Origin of the sequence: Halomonas meridiana, from assembly GCF_009846525.1 — a bacterium.
Classification (GTDB): domain Bacteria; phylum Pseudomonadota; class Gammaproteobacteria; order Pseudomonadales; family Halomonadaceae; genus Vreelandella.
Genome location: NZ_CP024621.1, coordinates 3839961 through 3860077 on the forward strand (window position 1 = coordinate 3839961; position 20117 = coordinate 3860077).

At 54.7% G+C, this 20117-nt stretch carries 22 protein-coding genes; 9 read left to right on the plus strand and 13 right to left on the minus strand.

From position 1 onward, the window contains the following. Positions 1-76: 76 nt before the first annotated feature. The 3 genes from CTT34_RS18115 to argC all read right to left on the minus strand — a co-directional run bounded on the left by CTT34_RS18115 (position 77) and on the right by argC (position 2484). A complete protein-coding gene (locus tag CTT34_RS18115) occupies positions 77-844 on the minus strand; it encodes a transporter substrate-binding domain-containing protein (protein WP_159343648.1) in 768 nt (255 codons plus the stop codon). A 149-nt stretch (positions 845-993) separates the two neighbouring features. Next, positions 994-1347, minus strand: coding sequence for an iron-sulfur cluster insertion protein ErpA (gene erpA / locus CTT34_RS18120; RefSeq protein ID WP_083025782.1), 354 nt, complete (start codon positions 1345-1347; stop codon positions 994-996). Between the two features lie 102 nt (positions 1348-1449). After that, on the minus strand, positions 1450-2484 hold the full coding sequence (gene argC / locus CTT34_RS18125) for an N-acetyl-gamma-glutamyl-phosphate reductase (RefSeq protein WP_159343649.1): 1035 nt from the start codon (positions 2482-2484) through the stop codon (positions 1450-1452). A gap of 170 nt (positions 2485-2654) precedes the next feature. On the opposite strand from argC, the gene CTT34_RS18130 reads away from it, so the two are divergent. The 5 genes from CTT34_RS18130 to CTT34_RS18150 all read left to right on the plus strand — a co-directional run bounded on the left by CTT34_RS18130 (position 2655) and on the right by CTT34_RS18150 (position 7505). After that, positions 2655-4454, plus strand: coding sequence for a chloride channel protein (locus CTT34_RS18130; RefSeq protein WP_159343650.1), 1800 nt, complete (start codon positions 2655-2657; stop codon positions 4452-4454). A gap of 28 nt (positions 4455-4482) precedes the next feature. Then, entirely contained in the window at positions 4483-4914 is a 432-nt protein-coding gene (hemJ, locus tag CTT34_RS18135) for a protoporphyrinogen oxidase HemJ (protein WP_159343651.1), read from the plus strand. Further along, entirely contained in the window at positions 4914-5723 is an 810-nt protein-coding gene (gene thiD / locus CTT34_RS18140; RefSeq protein ID WP_159343652.1) for a bifunctional hydroxymethylpyrimidine kinase/phosphomethylpyrimidine kinase, read from the plus strand. The genes hemJ and thiD overlap by 1 nt, the downstream gene beginning before the upstream one ends. Before the next feature lie 36 nt (positions 5724-5759). Then, positions 5760-7040: a glutamate-1-semialdehyde 2,1-aminomutase gene (gene hemL / locus CTT34_RS18145; protein ID WP_058577319.1), complete on the plus strand. Its 1281-nt coding sequence runs from the start codon at positions 5760-5762 to the stop codon at positions 7038-7040. 87 nt (positions 7041-7127) lie between these two features. Continuing rightward, positions 7128-7505, plus strand: coding sequence for a hypothetical protein (locus CTT34_RS18150; protein WP_159343653.1), 378 nt, complete (start codon positions 7128-7130; stop codon positions 7503-7505). A gap of 54 nt (positions 7506-7559) precedes the next feature. Here CTT34_RS18150 and CTT34_RS18155 read toward each other — a convergent pair whose 3' ends face one another. The 6 genes from CTT34_RS18155 to CTT34_RS18180 all read right to left on the minus strand — a co-directional run bounded on the left by CTT34_RS18155 (position 7560) and on the right by CTT34_RS18180 (position 12214). After that, a complete protein-coding gene (locus CTT34_RS18155; protein WP_159343654.1) occupies positions 7560-8834 on the minus strand; it encodes a hypothetical protein in 1275 nt (424 codons plus the stop codon). A gap of 60 nt (positions 8835-8894) precedes the next feature. Continuing rightward, positions 8895-9437: a hypothetical protein gene (locus tag CTT34_RS18160; RefSeq protein ID WP_159343655.1), complete on the minus strand. Its 543-nt coding sequence runs from the start codon at positions 9435-9437 to the stop codon at positions 8895-8897. Positions 9438-9690: 253 nt separating this feature from the next. After that, complete coding sequence (locus CTT34_RS18165) at positions 9691-10521, minus strand: CsgG/HfaB family protein (protein ID WP_044628584.1); 831 nt, start codon at positions 10519-10521, stop codon at positions 9691-9693. Positions 10522-10576: 55 nt separating this feature from the next. Then, complete coding sequence (locus CTT34_RS18170; RefSeq protein WP_254436430.1) at positions 10577-10987, minus strand: curli assembly protein CsgF; 411 nt, start codon at positions 10985-10987, stop codon at positions 10577-10579. After that, complete coding sequence (locus tag CTT34_RS18175) at positions 10987-11499, minus strand: CsgE family curli-type amyloid fiber assembly protein (protein WP_159343656.1); 513 nt, start codon at positions 11497-11499, stop codon at positions 10987-10989. The genes CTT34_RS18170 and CTT34_RS18175 overlap by 1 nt, the downstream gene beginning before the upstream one ends. A 22-nt stretch (positions 11500-11521) precedes the next feature. Then, complete coding sequence (locus tag CTT34_RS18180; RefSeq protein WP_159343871.1) at positions 11522-12214, minus strand: LuxR C-terminal-related transcriptional regulator; 693 nt, start codon at positions 12212-12214, stop codon at positions 11522-11524. Positions 12215-12481: 267 nt separating this feature from the next. Here CTT34_RS18180 and rdgB point away from each other — a divergent pair, with 267 nt between their 5' ends. The 4 genes from rdgB to CTT34_RS18200 all read left to right on the plus strand — a co-directional run bounded on the left by rdgB (position 12482) and on the right by CTT34_RS18200 (position 15904). Then, positions 12482-13090, plus strand: coding sequence for an RdgB/HAM1 family non-canonical purine NTP pyrophosphatase (gene rdgB / locus CTT34_RS18185; protein ID WP_159343657.1), 609 nt, complete (start codon positions 12482-12484; stop codon positions 13088-13090). Then, positions 13083-14252 carry a radical SAM family heme chaperone HemW gene (hemW, locus tag CTT34_RS18190; protein ID WP_159343658.1) on the plus strand — a complete coding sequence of 390 codons (1170 nt, stop codon included), beginning with the start codon at positions 13083-13085 and terminating at the stop codon, positions 14250-14252. Before rdgB ends, hemW begins: the two co-directional genes overlap by 8 nt. Positions 14253-14299: 47 nt before the next feature. Continuing rightward, complete coding sequence (locus tag CTT34_RS18195; protein ID WP_159343659.1) at positions 14300-14971, plus strand: YiaD family glycine zipper/OmpA-like lipoprotein; 672 nt, start codon at positions 14300-14302, stop codon at positions 14969-14971. Between the two features lie 87 nt (positions 14972-15058). Next, a complete protein-coding gene (locus tag CTT34_RS18200; RefSeq protein WP_159343660.1) occupies positions 15059-15904 on the plus strand; it encodes a 23S rRNA (adenine(2030)-N(6))-methyltransferase RlmJ in 846 nt (281 codons plus the stop codon). Between the two features lie 19 nt (positions 15905-15923). Here CTT34_RS18200 and mnmE read toward each other — a convergent pair whose 3' ends face one another. The 4 genes from mnmE to rpmH all read right to left on the minus strand — a co-directional run bounded on the left by mnmE (position 15924) and on the right by rpmH (position 19762). Further along, a complete protein-coding gene (gene mnmE / locus CTT34_RS18205; RefSeq protein WP_159343661.1) occupies positions 15924-17294 on the minus strand; it encodes a tRNA uridine-5-carboxymethylaminomethyl(34) synthesis GTPase MnmE in 1371 nt (456 codons plus the stop codon). A gap of 120 nt (positions 17295-17414) precedes the next feature. Further along, entirely contained in the window at positions 17415-19097 is a 1683-nt protein-coding gene (gene yidC / locus CTT34_RS18210; RefSeq protein WP_159343662.1) for a membrane protein insertase YidC, read from the minus strand. A gap of 115 nt (positions 19098-19212) precedes the next feature. Beyond that, positions 19213-19614, minus strand: coding sequence for a ribonuclease P protein component (gene rnpA / locus CTT34_RS18215; protein ID WP_159343663.1), 402 nt, complete (start codon positions 19612-19614; stop codon positions 19213-19215). Positions 19615-19627: 13 nt separating this feature from the next. Next, complete coding sequence (gene rpmH / locus CTT34_RS18220; protein ID WP_009723348.1) at positions 19628-19762, minus strand: 50S ribosomal protein L34; 135 nt, start codon at positions 19760-19762, stop codon at positions 19628-19630. Positions 19763-20117 lie beyond the last annotated feature (355 nt).

The following is a 20117-nucleotide window of genomic DNA, read 5'->3' on the forward strand; positions in this document are numbered from 1 at the left end:
CACAGGGCCGGGGGAAATGGCCGCCCGGCCCTGTGGTGAGAGTCGCTTTAAGCGTTGATGATGGCCTATGCGCTACTTACTCAGCGCTGGGGGCTTCACCGAACCACTTCGTGTAGATCTCATCGTAGGTGCCATCTTCGCGCATGGCAGCCAACGCTTCGTTGGTCGGCTCTACCCACTCGCTGCCTTTGTGGAACACGATGCCGTACTGCTGACCCTCATACAGCGGGCCGACCACCTTGGTACGGCCTTCGCCACGGGTTTGCGAGAAGTAGGCAACGTTCGGCGCATCGTAAAGCACGGCATCGACGTTGCGGCCCAGCAGTGCCATGTACATATCGGCGGTGCCGGGGTAAGGCGTGATGTCGGCGTCTTCGCCGAGCTCTTGCTGGAGGAAGTCGTAGCTGGTGGAGCCGATTTTGGTTGCCACCGCCAGACCTTCTAGGTCGTCGATGGAAGACACCTCTTCGTTATCGGCGCGAACGATGATGCGCAGACCAGAATCGTAGTAGGGGTCAGAGAAGTCGACGACCTGGGAGCGCTCGTCGGTGATGGTGGTACCCGCAATGGCGATCTCCTGGCTGCCGGTTTGTACGGCGGGAATGATGCCAGAGAACTCCATGGTGGTGAGGTTGACTTCGAAGCCGGCGCGCTCGGCGACTTCGTTGATGATGTCCATGTCGAAACCGATCATTTCGCCGGTCTCGGGGTCGAGCATCTCGAAGGGCACAAAGCTTGGGTCAGTGGCCACGTTAACGGACGGCGTTTGTGCAAACGCAGTGGTACTGCCCAAGCCCAGTGTGATGGCGGTTGCCACGGCAGAGGTAGTGAGTAAGTGTTTCATTAGTTTCCCCATGTTTTATGTGGTTTGCCGCACTGTTTATAGAATTTTTTTTCTTATAAATCGGGCAAGCAAACGTTATTGACCTTTCAACCTTGGCGAGAAACCGCCAAGGCGTCAAGTCATGGGGAAGGGGTTGCCACCAACGTTGGTCACACCATAAACGAGGCACCGCACCCGCAAGTCGTGGTGGCATTTGGGTTTTGGACACGAAAACGTGCGCCCGCCAGGCCCTCTTCATAATCGACCGTGGAGCCGACCAAGTACTGATACGAGAGCGGGTCGACGACCAGCGTGGCATCGCCAAACTCAATCAGCGTGTCGTCTTCGGCAACGTTGTCCGCGAAGTCAAAACCGTATTGAAAACCTGAGCAGCCGCCACCGGTAACGTACACGCGCAGTTTCAGCGCCGGGTTACTCTCTTCAGCCATTAACGCTTTGATGCGCTTGCGTGCGCTGTCTGACAGTAACAGAGGGGTTGGAACAAAAGCTTCTGCACCGCTCATGGGTACCTCCCGCGAGCTTTAAGAACGAATAATCCGCATTGGGGGGTGATTATGGGTAATTCCCAGCAAATTGGTCAACTATTGCTGGGAATTCCTCGAATGTTAGGGCATCAGTGCAGGGGCGTTGAGCCCCATGTGCTCGTCAAAGCCAAACATCAGGTTGAGGCTTTGAATGGCTTGACCAGAGGCGCCCTTCACCAGGTTATCAATGACCGAGAGCACCACGACTGTATTGCCGTTACCCGGGCGGTGGACCGCGATCCGGCAGGTATTGTTGCCTTTGACGCTGCGGGTTTCCGGGTGGCTGCCGGCGGGCATCACATCCACGAACGGCTCGTTGGCGTAGCGCTGCTCGAACAGGGCCTGTAAGTCGTCGGGCTCGGCGGTCAGCGTGCTGTAGAGCGTGGCGTGAATACCGCGGATCATGGGCGTTAGATGGGGCACAAAGGTCAACCCCACCGGGTTGGGCTGCATGTCGCCCAAGCCTTGACGAATTTCCGGCAGATGGCGGTGGCCGCCCGCGCCGTAGGCTTTCATCGATTCGCTGGCCTCGGCGAGCAGCGAGGCGACCTTAGCGCCGCGGCCAGCACCGGTCACACCGGATTTACAGTCGGCAATCAGCTGGTTTGGATCAATTAAGCCCGCTTCTAACAGCGGCAGGTAGCCGAGTTGAACGGCGGTGGGGTAGCAGCCAGGAACGGCAATCAAACGCGCTGTTTTGATCTTTTCGCGGTGCATTTCGGGCAGGCCGTAGACGGCTTCTTCCAGCAGTTCCGGCGCGCCGTGGGGTTGGTCGTACCAGCGGCTCCACTCGTCGGCATCTCGTAGGCGGAAATCGGCGGAGAGATCGATTACCCGGGTTCCGTTAGCCAGCAGCTCGCCTGCAAGCGCATGGGCAACGCCGTGGGGCGTGGCGAAAAAGACCGCATCCATCGCGCCCAGCGCTTTGGCGTCAGGTTCGCTAAACGCCAGCGTGTCGTAGTGGCCGCGTAAATTGGGGTACATGTCGCACACTTTCACGCCCGCCTCTGAGCGAGAGGTGATGGCTTTCACGCTTACCTGAGGATGCTGGGCCAGCAGCCTGAGAAGTTCGACGCCGGTGTAACCGGTGCCGCCTACAATGCCAACGTTAATCACAAACCACTCCTTGTGTGCTTCGCACAGCCAACGCTTGAATAATTAACAGCCTAATGAGTGTGGCCAGGCTGTTGAAGTGTATCCAGCTATGATACACAAGAGAGCCAGCGCTTAAGAGCGCTGCGCAACGCGAGACAATGAAACGAACAACAAACGCAAGGACGGACGTTGTGGCACGTTTTTCTCGGTCAGATTTCACTCTAGAGAGCTTTCGCCGCCAGTTGGCGAACGTGGATGCCTTACCGCAGCTGTGTGTGCTGGGGTTGGTGTCTGGGGTGATTACTGGGGCAGTGATGGTGGCGTTTCGCCTGCTGCTTGAAGCCGGGGCGGTGCTCTATATGCCGGAGGGGGATCCGGAAGCCTTCGAAGGATTGTCACCGTGGCTGAGAGCACTTCTGCCGATCGTCGCCGTCACATTGATTGGCCTGTTGCTATATCGGCAGCGCTCCGCTGCGCGCAAGCTCGGGGTCAGCCATGTGATCGAGCGTCTCACCTATCACCAGGGGCGTTTCCCACTGCGTAATTGGCTGAACCAGTGGTGGGTGGGGGTCGTCTCCGTGTTGGGTGGCTTGTCTGCTGGGCGCGAAGGCCCTGCGATTCATTTAGGTGCGGCGGCTTCCAGCGGGTTAGGGCTAAAGCTGCGGCTGCCCAATAACAGCTTGCGGGTGCTGGTGGCCTGCGGCACGGCAGCAGGCATTTCGGCCTCGTTCAACACGCCCATCGCTGGGGTGATCTTTGCCATGGAAGTGGTGATGATGGAGTACACCCTGATGAGCTTTATGCCGGTGATCTTAGCCTCCACTATGGGCGCGCTGGTGGCGCAGGTGATGTATGGCAACGAGCCTGCCTTTCGGATTCCTGAGGTGGCGCTAGGCTCGCTGATGAACCTGCCCTGGATCGTCATTGTTGGCTTGGTGATTGGGTTAATGGCAGGCGTATTTATCCATATCTCTCGCAGCCAGCGCTTACAAAAATTGCCGTTGTGGTTGAGATTAGGAGTGGTGGGTGTGGCCACTGGGGCGTTGGCGTGGCGGTTCCCTGAGATTCAGGGGATCGGCTACGACAGCGTCGCCGCAGCACTGAATAATCAGCTGACGATCACGGTGCTGCTGGCGCTGATGGTGGCCAAGCTGCTGATGACGGCGATAACCGTGGCAGGCGGTGTGCCCATCGGCATTATCGGCCCGGTGCTGGTGGCGGGGGCGGCCACTGGTGCGCTCGGCGGCATGCTCGGCGGTTGGTTATGGCCCGAGAAAGCTGCCGATCCGGGCATTTACGCCATGCTCGGCATGGCGGCGATGATGGGGGCTGTCCTTCAGGCGCCTCTTGCTGCACTAATGGCGCTATTAGAATTGACGCATACACCCAATATTATGCTGCCAGGAATGCTGGTCGTGGTGGTGGCCTGCTTGACGTCGCGCCAGCTGACGGGCTGTGAAGGTTTCTTCATTAGCTCGGTGCGCTACGGTTTACACCCGCTGCAGCAGCCGCTGATGCAGGCGCTCTCCCGAGTATCGGTTCCGGCGGTGATGGAGCGCCAATTGGTGCGTACCGAACGGATGATTACGCCAGACCAAGCCCGCCGCTTGCTGGAAACCAACCCCATGTGGCTGGTGATCGAGCGCTCCAGTGACGACAAGCCCGTGCTGGCGCTGAAGGCAGCGGAGCTTGCCCGCTGGCTGCTGGAGCACGATGAGGCACTCGATGGCGAAGCACCGCCGGAGGATGAGCTGGTAGATCTGTTGGAGATTCCCGGCCAGCGGCTGGAAATGGCGCCGATTGGTTTGCAGGCCACGCTATCGGAGGCGTTTTTAAAGCTTCAAGACAGTGCGCTTGGGGCACTGTACGTCGTACATGGCTATCGACCAAAGCAGCAGCGAATTTCAGGTATCATTACCCGGGGCGCGATCGAGCGTTATTACCACTACACTGACGCTCGACAGCCGGATGTCCGTGACACTGAGCCCTAGCAAAAAGCCCACCGCCTAAGGAGAGACCATGTACGAATGGGTAAAGGCCATTCATTTGATGGCCGTTGTGACTTGGTTTGCCGCACTGTTCTACCTGCCAAGACTTTACGTGTACCACGCCATGGCCCGGGACAAAGGCGATGAGCAAGCAATCACGTACTTCAAAACCATGGAGCGTAAGCTCTATCGCGGCATCATGACGCCATCGATGATCCTGGTGCTGATCTTTGGTGGTTGGATGCTCTATTTGGTGCCCGCGTGGTTTAGCCAGGGCTGGATGCACGTTAAGCTCACGCTGGTCGTGCTGTTGATTGCCTACCACCACGTTTGCCTGATCTATCTGAAACAGTTTGACCAGTCGCGCTGCACCAAGAGTCACGTATTCTTTCGCTGGTTCAATGAAGCCCCTGTGATTGCGTTGGTCGCGATTATTCTCCTGGCGGTTGTGAAGCCCTTTTGATGCGCCAACCCCTTCCCCCCGTCGTTTTAGTGTTAGCGGGTCATGACCCCACGGGCGGTGCCGGACTGATCGCCGACAGCGAAGCCATTGCTGCCTGCGGCGGTTGGGCGGTGACGATCCCCACGGCGATGACCGTGCAGAACTGCCATAACGTCTCTAGGGTGATGCCCGCCGACCCTGGTGCCATGCGGCAAATGGCCGAAGCCGTCGGTGATATGCAGGTTGCCGCGATCAAGCTCGGCCTGCTGGCGGATGAAGCTACGCTACGCGCTGCGGAGCAGATCATTCGCCGTTTTCCTGGGGTACCCGTGGTTGCCGATCCGGTTCTCAAAGCCGGGGGAGGCACTATGTTATCCACAGCTGCTTTGCAGTCGCTCTACCGTGATCGGCTGCTACCGCTTGTGGATATCTTAACCCCGAACCGCTTTGAGCTAGCGGCGCTGACGCCTGAGATCCATGAGCCTTATGACGATACCGCCCGTGCGGTGTCACTACTGTCTCAGGGTTGCCAAGCGGTGCTGGTGACGGCAACGGATGACCCATTACCCGGTACGGCACAGCAAGTGGTGCATACACTGCATTCGCCCGACACCACTCGCCAGTGGCAATGGCCGCGGCTGCCGGAAGTATTTCATGGTTCCGGCTGTACGCTCGCGGCAGCCTTGGCAGCGCGCCTAGCGGTAGGTGAGCGCTTACCAACGGCGTGCGAACAGGCGCAGCACTTTACCTGGGAGAGCTTGTCTCACGGCTACCAGCCCCCGAGCGGGCAGTGCTTGCCGAATCGCTTGCCACGCCCCGTGCGCTTTTGATCTCATTGGTAGTAAGTCATTTATATAGAGGATGCCATGACCACATCTGCTGAACTGTTTGACCTCGCGAGTCGCCATATTCCTGGGGGCGTGAACTCTCCTGTGCGTGCCTTCAAAGGGTTGCACCGCCCGCCGGTCTTCATGGAGCGTGCGCAGGGCGCCTACCTCTTTGATGTGGAGGGCAACCGCTACGTCGATTACATTGGTTCCTGGGGGCCAATGATCACCGGTCACGCCGATCAAGACGTGCTGGCAGCCGTGCGTGCGCGGTTGGATAACGGGCTCTCGTTCGGTACCCCCACCGCCGTGGAAACCACCATGGCAGACCTGATCTGCGACATGATTCCCTCCATGGAAATGGTGCGCATGACCAGCTCGGGCACCGAGGCCACCATGTCAGCGATTCGGCTGGCGCGGGGCACCACGGGGCGCGATAAGATCGTTAAATTCGAGGGTAACTACCACGGCCACTCGGACTCCCTGCTGGTAAAAGCGGGCTCTGGTGCTTTGACTCACGGCGAGCCCAGCTCACCGGGTGTACCGGCCTCGCTGGCCGAGCATACCATCACGCTCTCCTACAACGACCCGGAAGGCGTAGAGGCGTGTTTTGCAGAGATCGGTGAGCAGATTGCCTGCATTATCGTCGAGCCGGTGGCGGGTAATATGAACTGTATTCCGCCTCAGCCAGGTTTCTTGGAAACCCTGCGCCACGTTTGTAACGAGTACGGCAGCATTCTGATTTTTGACGAGGTGATGACGGGGTTCCGCGTAGCATTGGGCGGTGCCCAGGCCTACTACGGTGTCACGCCGGATTTGACCTGTTTGGGTAAGATCGTCGGCGGTGGTATGCCAGTCGGCGCGTTTGGCGGCAAGCGCGACATCATGCAAAACATCTCTCCGCTGGGGCCGGTATATCAGGCGGGCACCCTTTCGGGTAACCCGCTGGCCATGGCCGCCGGGGTGGCGCTACTCACCAAGCTACAGGTACCGGGCTTCCACGATGCCTTGAGCCAGCGCGTACAAACGCTGTGTAACGGCCTGCAAGAGCGCGCCAATGCGGCGCGAGTGCCGATGATGACGCAGTCTGCAGGGGGCATGTTCGGCGTGTTCTTCACCTCACAGTCCCGTGTGGATAACTTTGCTCAAGCCACGGCGTGTAATCCCGATGCTTTCCGTCGCTTCTTTGGTGCGATGCTGGATCACGGCGTGTATCTTGCGCCTTCTGCCTATGAAGCCGGCTTCATGTCCAGTGCCCATACGCCTGAGGATATCCAGCTTACACTGGATGCCGCAGAGAAAGCCTTTGCTGTTATGTAACACTGGGTAACTGGTAATTAGAACGCCTGCTACACTGCAAGAGCCGCTCATGTTGAGCGGCTCTTGTGGTTAATGAGGTAGCTAACCATGAAACAACCATCGGCTTGGCAGGCTTTACGTTTACACGGTGCTCTGTTTACCGCCGTGCTCACCTTTGGCTTTCCCTTAACAGGGCTAGCCGCACAGGAGCAGGATATGACCCAGATCCACATCACCATGAGCGGCTCCCCCGGCGCTGAGTTTTCCGCCGAGTGGCGCATTACCCACAATGGCGACACCGTTGAACACCCTGAAACTCACGGCACGGTGCCTGCAGAATTTACCTTTGAAGGCGACACGCTGGAAGGAACGGTCAAGCTGTTGAGTGACGACGAGAGGCTAGAGGTCGATATCGTCAAAGGCAGCAACCGCTCACGTTCTTCGACCCAAGGCAAAGGAGGCACGCTGACGGTGGTGGTGCGTTAAGGCATAAAAAAACCGCCCCCTGGGGGGCGGTTGGGAGTATTGGCTAACCAAGGTTTAATACTGGATGGTAGAGGCGCGGTTTCCACTGCCTGTTTGTTTAACTGTAGCCGAGGCATTAACACTGCTGTTTTGAGTAATGGTGGAAATATTATTCCAGCCAGAGCCTACATGCGTTTGAGTGACATCTGCGAAGTGACTACCTGATCCATTTTGTAAAATATGAGACTCGTTTAAAGTGTTGTAGATGCCGTCTCCCAATTGCTTGACAAATGCTTGATGTCCGTCACCAAATTGTAAGATATTTGAAGCATCGAAACCGCCTGACTGATCTACATCTGCAGTATTGCCTGTACCACGCTGGTAGATGGTTGATAGAGCATCATTACCTGTTTGTGAGACAGTGACATCATTACCACCACCTGCCTGATCAGCGTCAGAAACGTTATTGCTTCCACTCTGAGTGATATCTGCAGAGTTTCCATCAAAATTAGGGCGACTATCCTGATAAACATAAGAATAGTTTGATTGACCAGTTTGGTCTAGGACAGCAACGTTGTCATCACCACGCTGACGCATCATATTGCTACCATCAGTACCATGTTGCTTTGCTTCAGCATAGTTATTTTGACGGCCTTGCTTAATAAAGCTTTGATTAGTAGACCCACTTTGTTCAGACCATGCCACGTTTCCAGTAGCACCACCATTAAGAATCCCTTGTTCAATGATGGATTTATGATTGATACCAGTTTGTTGGATTTCAGCGCTATTTAGATCGGCACCTAGTTGTTCAATACGCGCTTGGTTTGCAGTACCGTCTTGAGATACATTAGCAATAGCGCCATAACTAAGATCTTGCTTGACATTAGATACGTTGTTATCTCCACTTTGATCCACATAAGCACTTAATGCGTCACCAGTACCTTGCTTGTTCTGTACAACAAGAGACTGGTTATTAGTTCCATTACCTTGCAGAACACTGGCTACGTTACCTGTTGTGCTGCTTAGGTTAGTGGTCTGATCGATTACTGATTCGTTTCCACTGGCTGTACTTCCTGTCATACCAGTAGTTAGTTCGTTTTGAAACCCATCAAATTCTGAATTTCTTTCTAAGTTGCTATACTCAATGAATGGGCTGGTATTATTGTCAGTCCAGGCATCATTATCTAAGCCGCTGTTTTTATTATCTACGCCCCAACCGCCACCTTGTGCCGGTAAAGTAGTTGAGTTGTATAAAAGGTCATTTTTTTCAGTGATTGTTTGTTGTGCGAAAGTAGCACCGCTTACAGCAAAACCAACGGCAGCAGCTAGGGCGGTAAGTTGCATTTTCATGATATTCCCCTTTGTATCGATCGACTTGCTTTGGTGGTTAACTGAGAAGCCAAGTGCGACTCAGTTGATATCGATAGTGACCGGTCGTGAAGTGCCCGAATAGTTTTGTTGGTGGACATTTACATCGCGTAGGCCACTGCCCGATTGTGAAACCATTAAGCTGCTGTTGAAGCCATTTTGGATGGCATTCAACGCAACTCCAACACTGTTCCCTTCTTGAATAGCCGTAACGCTATGGTTATGGCCTTGCTGAACAATCACGCCAATATTGTTGCCATTGTGCTGGGTCAAATTGGCCTGATTGTTATATCCAGTTTGTTTAATGTAAGCGAAGTTTTTAAATTGGTAATTCGCTGAACGAGATTGAACGACGCTCGCGCTGTTGTTAATGCCTTGCTGCTGAATGATGCTCACATTGCCTTTTAAATGGCTGACATCTTGAGACTCTACGTATTGTGTGACTCTAGACATGCTGTCAATGAACTGGTCGTTTGCTGAAGCTTCTGGATTTAAACTGGTTAGTAAGACACCCATTACCAATGCCATGCAGGAGGCTACGGATCCTGTCTTTTGATGGGCTGGTAATTGGTTGAACGGTTTCATTGGGTCTTCCTTTTGAAACGTTATGTGTCTTTTTGTTTCCTGTGTTGAGTTTGGACGATTTAAAAGAAGGCGCTATCGGAAATTTTTCTAATCCTTAACTTATAAAGTTGGTGTTTTTTATGAATATATAGGTTATGGTTTTAATCTTAATTGATGAGTTTTTTAATACTAGTACCTATAGCCTGAAAGATAGAAGCCTTTAATAAAAAAGCCGCTTAAGGAAGCGGCTTTGATTAATAGATAGAATGGCTACTTAAAGCATAGGTATAGGTTCGTTGAGGTAGTCACCTAGAACCGTATCCTGTAGATTGGTTCCTGGTGATAAGTTCCAAAGACGGTTTTCCACCCCACGTGCAATCAAGTGAATCACCGCAGACTCGATAGCGGACATCACCGCTAACTGTACAGGTTCGTTCGTGGTGATACCTGCCTCTGCCTCTAGCAAACGCCTAAAGTCGATAAACCGGTACACGCCGGCTCTGAGTTCTTTGGAGTAGATAGTTTTGGTGGTGGTGACGTTGGCAAGTATTTCACCGGTGGATATTTCTACCGCACGCAAATTGACGGTTACTTGGTCTACTTGATATTGACCTGATGCACCGATACCGAAGTACTCCGCTCCCGCTCCTCCTGTTCGAATATTGGATTCATAAGCGATGATTCCTCCTTCGAGCATGACGGAAGCCGCGCGTAGTGACGGCAAGGTATCGGGCTGGCCAAAACGCTCGAACTCAGCGCGAATGATGCGTCGCTCGGTTAATAGGTTCTGTAAGCCTACCCGTTCCAGTGGTATGAACCAGCCTGAATCAGCGAGCGCGCCGGTGAGCATAGCAGCGGCCCCTTGGGTGACGGCCGTTGAAAAGGTGCTGGCCGGGGCGGGTCGATATTGTCCGGTTTGGTCTCGAAAATCATACACAGAGACAAAGATTTTTCCGGCGGGAGGTGGTAACGACACCAGGTCTTGATAGGTAGCACCTCTTGGTGTCAGCGTTGCTTGTGCCCCCTCTAAATTTTCCGACGTGGCTACCATCCCAGCGCATCCGCTGAGTAACCCAGCAATGACAATCGAGGCGATTATTTTCATGGTGTTCCCCTGAAATACTTTAAGCCGTGCTATTTTTCGCGTACTTTTTTGATAATTAAGGGTTAAATAAGCCGCCTACGCTAATTTCAGTTACATCGCCAGTTATTTTATCGACGACGCGAACCACTAATTGGCCGCTGCTGTCACTCACGACGACGCCAAACTCATCGCTATCAAAACTGCCTTCTTCAACTTCACCACGACTGACGTCAGAAATCAGTTGAGAGATTAATCGGCTTTCTAAATTTTGTAGTAGGCGTTCCGTTGATGAGAGTGACTGTACACTGCGTGTGTTCGGATCTGTCGTTGTATCCTGTGCTTGTGCTTTACCGAGTAGGTAGCTACCCACAAAAGGATCACCACCAAACGAAGGGTTGATGGGCTGATAGATTAAGTCGCCTGCGTGTGCTTGCGTAACTGCTATTATTATCAGCCCTGCGCTGGCTGCTTTTTTTAGCATTTTCATTAGAATAGCTCCTCTTTCCCCAAGTCTTTGTCCGAGGTCAAAGCGGCTGATAGCTGCTGTTGAAGCAGCGCTTCCTCGACGGTTTTTACAGCGTCTCCCGCTACGCGATCAGCTTCGCTGATTCTTGGAGAAAGCTGTGTTCTGAAGTACATCCGGTTGCCTTCCATGATCCATACTTGACTGCCCCAGCGAGCGTCAGGACGCTCTTGAATGGTAATAGTGGCATTGCCGATGATGACGTTATCCATCGCCTGCTGACTAAATGCTCGATAGAACGTTTTACCCGCCATTGTGATAGTGCGGTCCACCATGATGCCGGTTAGCTCACTACTACCATTGGGTCTACCTTGAATTTCGGGCCCGTCCGGGCTCGATAATTGGTTAATCGCATCTACTTCGGCCTGCTCATTCCTGGTAAGTGACGATGCATCAACCGGCCCATTAGGTTGAGCGTTTGCAACGCTTGTTAAACACCATAAGAGAGCAATTGATATTTTATGCTTAGCTGCCATGATGTTTATCTCTTATTAAGTTTTACCGATGCCGCTGTAAGCTGCGTGCCGTTTCGATATTAGGCAGAATCGGACCTAAGTTTTGGTGAATCCAATTCAGTGCTTGAATGCGGTTATGCACATTGATTTTTCTAAAGATGTTGTAAAGATGTGATTTAACCGTGTGCTCACTCACAAAGAGTTTGTCGGCAATTTGTTGATTGGAAGAGCCTGCACTGAGTAACGAAATGATCTCCATTTCTCGGTTGGTCAAGCCGCAGGCAGGTCGGAACGCGTTGCTTTGATACTTACGGTAAAAAAGGATCAAACGCGCCATTAAATCTCGAGACATCCATAGCTCACCTTCCAGCAGGGCATGAATGCCTTTGCAAATGACCTCCAAGCTTTCGTTGCGATAAAAGACGCCCTTGAGCTGTGCGCAGGACAAAGCTTCCAGCGCATGATCCATATCGCGGATGTTGAAGGCGGCCAGTGAGGTTTTAGCCAAGCTATCGGGAAGTTTGTCCTGCCATTCGGGCAAGGCGTCCACACCGATATGGTCGCTATCGATGAGGATCAGCAGCTTACTTGGGATGGCGGCAGGCAGTTGGCTTCTTGGCGAGTGGATGCTCACCGTACAACCTGTGTGGTCATGTAAATAGTCGGCAAAGAGCTGCGACTGGGGGCTTTTTTCGGTGACGATGTACACCAAGCCGTGCGTCTTCTCATGTGACATTGTGGAGGCCTCGGTTGGATTGAAAGCAATCAGGTGGTACGAAGAGTGTTGCCCAATACGTCCTTTTCGTAAAGTTTTGTTATTAAAAAACATGAAGAAAATGGTAGTTAAAAAGTTAATTTAAATAAGCTATTGATTTTAAATAAATTATTTCAATATAAAAATTATTTACTCATTTTTCTAATATACCTTTAGTTACATTTTGTCGCCTTTAGCTGCGCTCTCGGTAGGCGTAAACTGATCGCCTCATGTGAGGAGGTCGCCCCTATGAATGCAGCCAAAACGCTCGTTTTAGCCAGTGGAAATTCTGGAAAATTAAAAGAATTCAATCAGTTGCTATCGCCCCTTGGGCTGGATGTACGCCCCCAGGCGGAGTTTGGTGTGCACGATGTCGAAGAGACAGGACTAACGTTCGTTGAAAATGCGCTGTTAAAAGCCCGTGAAGCGAGTCGTGTAAGCGGGTTACCGGCGCTCGCCGACGACTCAGGTCTGGAGGTCGATGCGTTGCATGGGGCACCTGGCATTTACTCCGCCCGCTATGCCGGTGAGCCGAAAAGCGACGAGCGTAACAATGAGAAACTGCTGGCAGCACTCAGTGAGTGCGCGGAAGGCCAGCGTACGGGCCGCTATTGGTGTGTCTTGGTTTATTTACGCCATGCAGAAGACCCGGTACCGGTCATCGTTCAGCGTAGCTGGGAAGGTGAGGTACTGGCCCATCCGCGGGGTGAGGGGGGCTTTGGCTACGATCCTCTCTTTTGGCTACCTGACCAGGGCATGAGCGCGGCAGAACTCCCCAGCGAAACGAAGAATCGCTTGAGTCATCGGGGGCGTGCACTGCATGCCTTGGTCGATATTTTGAAGGTGGCGCATGGCTGAACAGTTGCCGCCACTATCGCTTTACATTCATACGCCTTGGTGTGTGCGCAAGTGCCCCTATTGCGACTTCAATTCTCACGAACCTGGCACCAACGCACTACCCGAAGCGGCCTACTTGGCCGCGTTGCTGAGTGATTTGGACGGCGATTTGGCGTTGGCGTCTGGCCGCCCCCTTCAAACCATTTTTATTGGGGGCGGTACGCCTAGCTTGCTATCGCCAACGTTTTATCGACAGTTATTCGATGGCATTCGTGAACGCCTCTCCTTTTCGCCTACGATTGAAATCACCCTGGAAGCCAATCCAGGCACGACCGAGCAGCAGCGGTTCATCGGCTATCGGGACGCTGGTATCAATCGCTTGTCGCTGGGCGTACAGAGTTTCCGGCCCACTCAACTGAGTGCACTGGGGCGAATTCATACCGGCAACGAAGCGGTGACCGCCATCGCTGAAGCCAGAGCGGCGGGATTCGATAACCTCAATATCGATCTCATGCACGGGCTTCCTCAGCAAACGCCCGAGCAAGCCATGGAAGACATCGACCAGGCACTTGCCCTCAATCCAGAACATCTTTCCTGGTATCAGTTAACCCTGGAGCCCAATACGGCGTTTTTCTCGCATCCGCCCCCCCTGCCAGAGGAGGAGGCGCTATGGGACATTCAGGAGGCAGGGCATCAGCGACTGGAACAAGCCGGGCTAAGTCGATACGAGATATCGGCCTATGCCCGCCCAGGATGTCAGAGCCGCCATAACCTGAACTACTGGCGATTTGGCGACTACCTGGGAATCGGTGCAGGTGCTCATGGAAAGCTCTCCTACATAGACTCCCAAGGGAAATGGCAGATCGAACGGCGTTGGAAAACGCGTCAGCCCGATGCGTACTTGCGCCGTGCCAATGATCCGCGTGGCTTCGTAGCAGGCCAGCAGCTCATTGAGCCAAACGAGTTACCGCTGGAGTTTGCCATGAACGCGCTGCGCCTGACCGAGGGCGTCCCCCTAGCGGATTGGACGGCCCACACTGGCCAGCCACAGGCACGGTTACTTGCGCGTTTACAAAGTGCTCAAGAAAAAGGACTTTTAATGGAAATGCCTGAAAAGCTGCGTGCATCGCCCCAAGGTCTATTATTCTTGAACGAGTTGCTGGCCTTGATGAGCGAAGAGTGACCAGCGATGGATTCGGTACTATCTCAATCATAAACAAGGAGTGAGTGATGCGTATTTCTCGACTACTGACCCCACTGGCAGCGGCGATGTTACTGGCTGGCTGCGCGACGTCCGATCCTTACGGCGGTCAAACGCAGCGCTCTAGCACTGCCATGGGCACCGGTATTGGTGCGGCGATTGGCGCGGCGGCGGGCGCTTTATCCGGTGACGGCAGTACGAGTCGTCGCGACCGCGCGCTGATCGGTGCCGCTGTTGGCGCGGCCGCCGGTGCGGGTGTGGGTGCCTACATGGACCGTCAAGAGCAGCAGCTTCGCGATAACCTGCAAGGATCGCGTATCGAGATTGACCGCCGTGGCGACGATATCGTGCTCAACATGCCTAGCAGCGTCACGTTTGGCTTCGATTCCGCCGAACTCACCTCGGATGCGCGCAGCGCCCTGAACGAAGTGGCGAATGTCCTCACTCAGTACACCGATACCCGTGTAAATATTGCCGGCCACACGGACAGTACCGGTGATGCCAGCTACAACCAGCGCCTTTCAGAGCGCCGTGCCCAGTCGGTTGGTAGCTACCTGAGTCAGAACGGCGTGTCCTCCATGCGGTTGAACACCATGGGCTATGGTGCTAACCAGCCGGTGGCAAGCAACGATACCGAGCAGGGGCGTGCGCAAAACCGTCGCGTCGAAATCACCCTGACGCCTACCGGCAACGGCCAGTAACCTCATGCGTTAATCTCGGCATTGCCGTCCAACGCCCGCTATGCTCACATAGCGGGCTTTTTTTCGTTCAACTGCTAGCGAGCTGCCATGCTGTCGTATCAACACGCCTACCACGCCGGTAACTTTGCCGATGTTCATAAGCATTTAATGCTTTACGCAGTGAGGGATTATTTATTACGTAAAAAATCAGCGATTACATATATTGATACCCATGCAGGCAGAGGGCTCTATCCGCTGGTCACGAAAGAGACCCAGCGTCTTAAAGAGTATCGAGAAGGCGTCGCACCGCTCTGGCAGGCTCGGCAGCAGTTGAGCGATCCCTTACTTGAAAAATGGGTGGCGTCGTTGGAAAGCGTACAGCCACAGTCCACAGAGCTTTCGCACTACCCTGGTTCACCCTGGTGGCTGGCTCAGGGGCTGCGTGAGCAGGACTCACTGCGCCTATTTGAGCTGCACCCTGGTGAGCACGAACATTTGAGCGGGCAAGCCCTGCCCAAACAGGCCCGACGTATTTATGGCGATGGGTTGCTTGGCTTGAAGCAGCTGTTACCGGTGGCGACGCCACGGCTGTGCGTGTTGATAGATCCGAGTTACGAGCGCAAAGTGGAGTATCAAGAGGTCGTCGATGCGGTGGCCTACAGCCTCGAAAAAGCGCGCCACGCCGTGGTGATGATTTGGTACCCGCTGCTGCCCGCCGGGCACCATGACACGTTGCTCAGCGGCCTTGAAGCGAGCGGCATTCGCAAGATTTGGCACAGCGAGCTGCTGTTACGGGCCGCGGCGGAGAGCACGCACGGCATGTATGGAAGCGGCATGGTGGTCATCAATCCGCCCTGGGGGCTGGATGAGCAGCTAGCTGCAGCGATGTCCCAGGTGACACCGCTGCTGGGGAGCGACAGCCGCTACCGCGCCAAATGGCGAGTGGGCGAGTAGTGGTAGTGAGTGGCAGCGGCTATTTGCCGATACAGAAGCTACCAAAAATTTCGCCCAGCAGATCATCGGCGCTAAATTCACCGGTGATCTCTCCCAGCGCTTGCTGTGCGTCTCGCAGGTCTTCGGCGAGAAGCTCGCCAGCGCCGTAGCCATCCAACTGGGCGCGGCCGGTATCGAGGGCAGCCATGGCGCGGTCCAGGGCATCCAGGTGGCGGCGGCGGGCGGAGAAGCGGCCCTCTGTCGTTGCAGAGAACCCCATGACGTCTTTTAAATGCGTTTTCAAACTGTCCACACCCTCTCCGGTTTTCGCAGACAGCCGGACAATGGGCGTGGCTGTGGATAAGTCAATGCCAGGCGCTTCGGCACTGGCATCAATTTTATTACGCACCAGGGTAAGCCTGCTTTGATCGGGGAGGCGCTCCACAAACTCAGGCCAGATGCTCATTGGGTCGGTAACCGCTGTGGTGGATGCATCCACCATGAGCAGTACTCGGTCGGCCTTTTCGATCTCTTCCCATGCCCGGGCAACACCGATTTTCTCTACCGCATCGGGCGTATCACGCAACCCGGCAGTATCGATGATATGCAGCGGCATGCCGTCTAGGTGAATGTACTCCCTCAGTACGTCACGAGTGGTGCCCGCGATGTCCGTCACAATAGCCGTATCCTGCTCGGTCAGTGCGTTCAACAGGCTCGATTTGCCCGCGTTGGGGCGCCCTGCGATCACCACGCTCATGCCTTCACGTAGCAGAGCGCCCTGCCCAGCGGCTTTGCGAACGCCAACCAGCGCTTGCTGAATACTCTCCAGATGCGTGGCGACATGGCCATCGGCGAGAAAGTCGATTTCCTCCTCAGGAAAATCGATGGCGGCTTCCACGTAAACGCGCAGTTCGATCAGCCGCTCCACCAGGGCGGAAACCCGCTGTGAGAACTCGCCCTGTAACGAGCGCACGGCATTTTCAGCGGCAGAGCGGGAGGTGGCATCGATCAGGTCGGCAATCGCTTCTGCCTGGGCCAGATCCAGCTTGTCGTTGAGAAAGGCACGTTCTGAGAACTCCCCAGGCCGGGCCAGGCGAGCGCCTAGCTCTAGGCAGCGCTCAAGCAGCATATCCATAATGATGGGGCCGCCGTGGCCTTGAAGCTCCAGCACGTCTTCACCGGTGAAGGAGTGGGGGCCGTTAAACAGGAGCGCGATGCCCTCGTCGATAGTGCCCTCAGCGCCGTGAAACGGACCGTAGTGGGCGTAACGGGGAGCAGGGCAATCACCCAGTATCTCAGCGGCTATCGAGCGGCAGGCGGGGCCTGATACGCGAATGATGCCCACACCGCCACGGCCAGGTGGGGTTGCCAAGGCGGTAATGGTGTCTTGGGTATAGAGTCGGTCGGCCATGACGCTTCCTAAAGACGAAAAAGGGAGAGTGTATCGCGATGGCGCTCATGATGAGCACGTTCGCCCTAAAACGCCAGACCCCCGCAAAGGCGGGGGTCTGGGAGTAGCAGAGGAGAGCGATTACTTGGTTCGCATCCCTTTGCCGACGCTTGGGTCATTCTCGATGCTGCGCGTAATGAAGTACTGCTGCGCCACCGAGATGATGTTGTTGACCACCCAGTAGATGACCAGACCTGCCGGGAACCACAGGAAGAAGAAGGTGAAGATAATCGGCAGCATCTTCATGATCTTCGCCTGCATGGGGTCTGGCGGTGTCGGGTTCAGCATCTGCTGAACGAACATCGAAATACCCATCAGAATCGGCAGGATGAAGTAGGGGTCTTTCACCGAGAGATCCTGGATCCAGAACATGAACGGCGCGTGGCGCAGCTCGACAGATTCCAGCAACATCCAGTACAGGGCGATAAATACCGGCATCTGTACCAGAATCGGCAAACAGCCACCCAGCGGATTGATCTTCTCTTTCTGGTAGAACTTCATCATCTCTTGAGACATTTTCTGGCGGTCGTCGCCATACATCTCTTTGAGACGCTGCATCTCTGGGCCCAGTTTGCGCATACGCGCCATGGACTTGTAGGCCTTGGCAGACAGCGGGAAGAGCACCAGTTTTACCAGCACGGTCAGCAGAACGATCGACCAGCCCCAGTTACCGACGATGTCGTGGATCTTATCCAGCAGCCAGAACAGCGGGTTGGCAATGAACCACAGCCAGCCGTAATCCACGGTGAGCTTAAGGTTCGGTGCGACTTGCTCAAGGTAGTCTTGAACCTTCGGACCCATGTAGAGCGTAGCGCTCAGCGTAGCTTCACCCTCGGCGGCGACGCTGCTGGTAGGGCCAGCAAAGGCCACTACGTTACGATCACGAGAATCGGTCGTTACGTAGTAGAGGTTCTGCTGGTTTTGAGCCGGTGCCCAAGCCGATACGAAGTAGTGCTGGATCATCGCGATCCAGCCCCCTTGGGCCTCGCGATTGTCGAAGTTACGGCTTTGAATCGTATCGAAGTCGATCTTTTCGTAGCGCGCTTCTGGCGTAGAGTAGGCCGCCCCTAGATAGGAGTTCATGCCCATGGCCACACCGCTGGACGGATCCGGGCTGTTATCGCGAGCCAATTGGCCAATGAAGCGAGCGGTAACCGGGGCTTCGGTGTTGTTGGCCAGGTAGTAGCTCACGTTCACGGCATAGCTGCCACGATCAAACGTGAGGCGCTTGATGACATCGACGCCATTCACGTCGGCCGTCAAGTCAACGCTGAGCTGCTCTTCGTCATCGCCGAGGCGATATTCGTTACGCTCGGGCGTGAAAGCGATGCGGCTTGCTTGGCCATCCAGCTGCAGGCCAGAGCGGGCGACGTAGCTGCGCGTGGCGTTGTCCGACAGCAGCACGTAGTTGCGGTCGGAATCCAGCGTCAGCTTATGCTGCGGTAAGGCCGCGTAGACGATATCGCCACCGAAGGGGTCGATACGGACATCCAGGACATCCGTGGTGACCGCAATGAAGTCACGGCTAGCGGTGTCGCTCTGCTCGTCGCCAACGCCTTCACTGATGGCGTTATCCGGTGCGGAGGTACTGGGGACGGAAAGATCGTTACTAGCGTTCTCGCTCGCAGGAGTCCCATTGCTGCTTTGGGTGATCTCTGGCGTCGAGTCGTAGGTGGTCTGCCCGTAATCCTGATTCCACTGTACAACCAAAAGGTAGGCAAGCACTGCCAGTGGAATCAGTAATAAAAGTCGTTTTACGTCCATGAGGGTTCTGCCCGATGGGTGGTGAACATGCTAATGGCGCAGTGTCATTTACTCGACCCATGACACACGAAAGCCTGCCAAGCGGCAGGCCGAGGTCGAGCGGCGAGGTGTGTCGTCAAGCGTCACGTGTTACGCCATGAGGCGGGGGAGGTGCAGACACCGCCTGTGCGTCGCGCTGAAGCCGTTTCCACATGCCGTGTAGCTGGCGGGTGAGCGTTTCGTTATCGACATCCTGTACGCCCCGTTTTGCCAATATCACGATATCCACAGAGGGTAGGTGATCCTGACGTAGGCGAACGGATTCCCGAACGAGTCGCTTGAAGCGGTTACGATCCACAGCGAGCTTCACATTTTTCTTGCTGACCACCAGTCCAACGCGGGGGTATCCCCGAGTACTCATGCGCGCTAGCGCCATCATACCTTTGCCATGAACTTTGAGGTCGGCTTGTTCAAACACGTGACTAAAGTCCCCGGCAGTTAGCAAACGTAAGCACCGGGGAAAGCCTTGAGGCGACACACGCAATCCGAGATCAGGCGCTCAGACGCTTGCGGCCTTTGGCACGGCGGCGTGCGATCACGGCGCGACCGTTTTTGGTTGCCATACGAGCACGGAAGCCATGCGCGCGCTTGCGCTTGAGAACGCTGGGTTGAAAAGTGCGTTTCATAACTCGTTATTCCCACGTGGTTTAGGACGGAAAGTGAATTCCAAAAGACCCGGTCCAGTGAGGAACTAGCCGGGGAGTTTCAATTCAAGACCGGAAATTGTAGAGACTTCCCGCGCCGGGTGCAATTTTTCCTTGCATAAAAAGCGTGAAAAAGGCAATAGCGGCGCGGCTTGACGCCCACCACTCGTTTTCATGCATCACACTACTATTACTAACGAAGTTATTTAAAACCTACTGTTATTAATAGTGGGGATACTATTTGTGGATAAGTCATTTTAATATATTTTTATCAACAGCTTGAAGGGATAAAAAATCTGTGCATAAGCATCGAATAACGCGCGAATAAACTGTGAAT

What these genes read in the sequence shown, in the direction of transcription:
- CTT34_RS18115 (WP_159343648.1), bottom strand. Translation starts at nt 844, where the DNA reads ATGAAACACTTACTCACTACCTCTGCCGTGGCAACCGCCATCACACTG.
- erpA (WP_083025782.1), bottom strand. Translation starts at nt 1,347, where the DNA reads ATGAGCGGTGCAGAAGCTTTTGTTCCAACCCCTCTGTTACTGTCAGAC.
- hemJ (WP_159343651.1), top strand. Translation starts at nt 4,483, where the DNA reads ATGTACGAATGGGTAAAGGCCATTCATTTGATGGCCGTTGTGACTTGG.
- thiD (WP_159343652.1), top strand. Translation starts at nt 4,914, where the DNA reads ATGCGCCAACCCCTTCCCCCCGTCGTTTTAGTGTTAGCGGGTCATGAC.
- hemL (WP_058577319.1), top strand. Translation starts at nt 5,760, where the DNA reads ATGACCACATCTGCTGAACTGTTTGACCTCGCGAGTCGCCATATTCCT.
- CTT34_RS18150 (WP_159343653.1), top strand. Translation starts at nt 7,128, where the DNA reads ATGAAACAACCATCGGCTTGGCAGGCTTTACGTTTACACGGTGCTCTG.
- CTT34_RS18155 (WP_159343654.1), bottom strand. Translation starts at nt 8,834, where the DNA reads ATGAAAATGCAACTTACCGCCCTAGCTGCTGCCGTTGGTTTTGCTGTA.
- CTT34_RS18160 (WP_159343655.1), bottom strand. Translation starts at nt 9,437, where the DNA reads ATGAAACCGTTCAACCAATTACCAGCCCATCAAAAGACAGGATCCGTA.
- CTT34_RS18165 (WP_044628584.1), bottom strand. Translation starts at nt 10,521, where the DNA reads ATGAAAATAATCGCCTCGATTGTCATTGCTGGGTTACTCAGCGGATGC.
- CTT34_RS18170 (WP_254436430.1), bottom strand. Translation starts at nt 10,987, where the DNA reads ATGAAAATGCTAAAAAAAGCAGCCAGCGCAGGGCTGATAATAATAGCA.
- CTT34_RS18175 (WP_159343656.1), bottom strand. Translation starts at nt 11,499, where the DNA reads ATGGCAGCTAAGCATAAAATATCAATTGCTCTCTTATGGTGTTTAACA.
- CTT34_RS18180 (WP_159343871.1), bottom strand. Translation starts at nt 12,214, where the DNA reads ATGTCACATGAGAAGACGCACGGCTTGGTGTACATCGTCACCGAAAAA.
- rdgB (WP_159343657.1), top strand. Translation starts at nt 12,482, where the DNA reads ATGAATGCAGCCAAAACGCTCGTTTTAGCCAGTGGAAATTCTGGAAAA.
- hemW (WP_159343658.1), top strand. Translation starts at nt 13,083, where the DNA reads ATGGCTGAACAGTTGCCGCCACTATCGCTTTACATTCATACGCCTTGG.
- CTT34_RS18195 (WP_159343659.1), top strand. Translation starts at nt 14,300, where the DNA reads ATGCGTATTTCTCGACTACTGACCCCACTGGCAGCGGCGATGTTACTG.
- CTT34_RS18200 (WP_159343660.1), top strand. Translation starts at nt 15,059, where the DNA reads ATGCTGTCGTATCAACACGCCTACCACGCCGGTAACTTTGCCGATGTT.
- mnmE (WP_159343661.1), bottom strand. Translation starts at nt 17,294, where the DNA reads ATGGCCGACCGACTCTATACCCAAGACACCATTACCGCCTTGGCAACC.
- yidC (WP_159343662.1), bottom strand. Translation starts at nt 19,097, where the DNA reads ATGGACGTAAAACGACTTTTATTACTGATTCCACTGGCAGTGCTTGCC.
- rpmH (WP_009723348.1), bottom strand. Translation starts at nt 19,762, where the DNA reads ATGAAACGCACTTTTCAACCCAGCGTTCTCAAGCGCAAGCGCGCGCAT.